The organism is Streptomyces sp. NPDC005070, from assembly GCF_053600395.1.
In genome coordinates this window covers 1-1,994 of sequence record NZ_JBSFZS010000407.1, presented here as the reverse complement: position 1 = coordinate 1,994, position 1,994 = coordinate 1, and the positions used below count along the sequence as shown (strand labels likewise).

Here is a 1,994-nt window from a genome sequence, read left to right as displayed (position 1 = left end):
GCGTCCCGGCCCACGCGGATGATCGGCCGGATCTCCGGCCAGCTGTCGGCGGTGCGTCGCAGCCAGGCGCTGATCCCGTCCGGCGTCCCCGCGGCCACGGTGGCGACCAGATCCTGGGCCGTGGAACCGTGCTCGGGGGAACGGACGCGCTGAAGCGCCTCGTTGAGCCGCTCGTCGATGAGCGCCTTCATCAGATCGCTGCGCGAGGGGAAGTAGGCGTAGAAGGTCACCCGGGTGGTGCCGGCCGCGGTCGCGATGTCGTCGACTTTGGTGGCGGCGTATCCCTTCGTGGTGAACAGCTCCAGCCCGGACTCCAGCAGCAGGCGGCGCGTCATCTGCTTCTGCGCCTGTCGAAGGTTCGCCATGCCCGGGATCCTAGCGCGCCGCCGCACGCCAACCGTACGCACCGGCCCACGGCCGTGCACCCCGCATGGATCTCTGTCGAGCTGTAAAGCACCGGCCGAGGCTCAGACGACCAGGTCGATGCCGAACCGCTCCCCCAGTTCGGCCACCGTGATGCCGTACGTCTCTCGCACCCGGAGCCCGTCCGGCCCAGGCTCGAAGACGCCGTAATCGGTGAAGACGAGGCTCACGCAGCCCGCGGCGGTCAGCGGGTACGCGCACGCCGGCACCAGCAGGGGGGCACCATCCCGGGTGAACAGCTTCATCATGACCAGCACCCGTCGTGCCCCGACAGCCAGGTCCATCGCGCCCCCCACGGCGGGGATGACCTCCGCGTCGCCGGTGTGCCAGTTGGCCAGGTCGCCACGGTACGAGACCTGGAACGCGCCGAGGACACAGACGTCCAGGTGGCCGCCGCGCTTCATCGCGAAGGACCGGTTCACCGTGGTGACGGGCACGCTCACCGGCAGTCCGGCCAGCAGTACGGCCATCCGGCCGACGTTGCGGTTGTCTTCGCCGGCGTCGTTGGCGTTGCCCCACACCGCGTCGCCGATCGCGGCGCGGTCCAGGTCCGGGACCTTGGCCGGCAGACCGGTCAGCGCGGTCGCGGCGAGATCGTCGGGGCGCACCCCGCGAGGGCTCCACCGAAGCGGCCGAACGGGCTCCGGACGGCCGCGTACACATGGGCGTCACTCATGCCGCACCGCCTTTCCCGCCCGTCAGCGGGGCTTCGGCGTCCGCGGAGGACAGCGGGATCGGTGTGAACATGGGCGGCTCCTGGTCCGGCGTCAGAGCGGTCGGACCGTACAACCAGTCGACGAACGAGTAGTCGTAGGTGTCGCGGGCGCGCAGCAGTGCGTTGCGCTGATCGCGGGGGACGCCGTCGAGGTGCCACAGCTCGCCCCACGTGCGGGAGGTGGTCACCACGCGGCGGCAGTGCTCGGGGCGAACGGCCTCGTACGCGGCGAGGACGATGTCCCAGTCGACCGTGCCGTCGGCGGTCCGGTTGCGGGCGACGTGCTCGCCCAGCACCCAGCCGTCCTCGATCGCCATGATCGCGCCCTGCGCGATGTACTGCAGCGGCGGGTGCGCGGAGTCGCCGAGCAGCGCGATCCGGCCGTGGATCCAGTTCATCACCGGTTCGCGGTCGAACATCCGCCACCACTTGTCCCGCCACATGAACGGCAGGCCGTCCCGGACGAAGTCGCAGGTCTTGGCGAAGGCGGCGTCGAGCTCGTCGGGTGTGCCCCAGTCCTCCTGCCCGGCGAGCGCCTTGGGCGATTCGAAGACGGCGACCTGGTTGAGCAGTTCGCCGCCGCGCAGGCCGTAGTGCACGAAGTGGCAGGCGGGCCCGACGTACACCGCGACCTCGTCGAGGTCGACGGATTCCACTCGCGGCAGCCCGGCGGGCACGGTTCCGCGGTAGGCGACGTACGCCGAGGAGACGGGCTCGTCGTCGACGAGCAGCTTGCGGGCCACGGAGTGCAGCCCGTCGGCCGCGATCACGACGCCGGCCTCGTGGGTCTCGCCGGAAGCGAGGGTCACGCGGGCGCCGCCGCCGGTGTTCTCGTACGAGGTCACCGGTGCGTCGG

General features: G+C 71.2%; 3 protein-coding genes. All 3 read right to left on the bottom strand.

The annotated features are described in order from the left end of the window. The coding region (locus ACWEBX_RS39630; RefSeq protein ID WP_451889553.1) for a TetR/AcrR family transcriptional regulator at window positions 1-365 on the bottom strand (365 nt) is incomplete at its 3' end. Between the two features lie 102 nt (window positions 366-467). Then, on the bottom strand, window positions 468-1,031 hold the full coding sequence (locus tag ACWEBX_RS39625; RefSeq protein WP_451889552.1) for a CoA-transferase: 564 nt from the start codon (window positions 1,029-1,031) through the stop codon (window positions 468-470). Window positions 1,032-1,095: 64 nt separating this feature from the next. Continuing rightward, window positions 1,096-1,994, bottom strand: an 899-nt coding sequence (locus ACWEBX_RS39620; RefSeq protein ID WP_451889551.1) for an FAD-dependent monooxygenase, incomplete at its 5' end; no start/stop codon positions are given.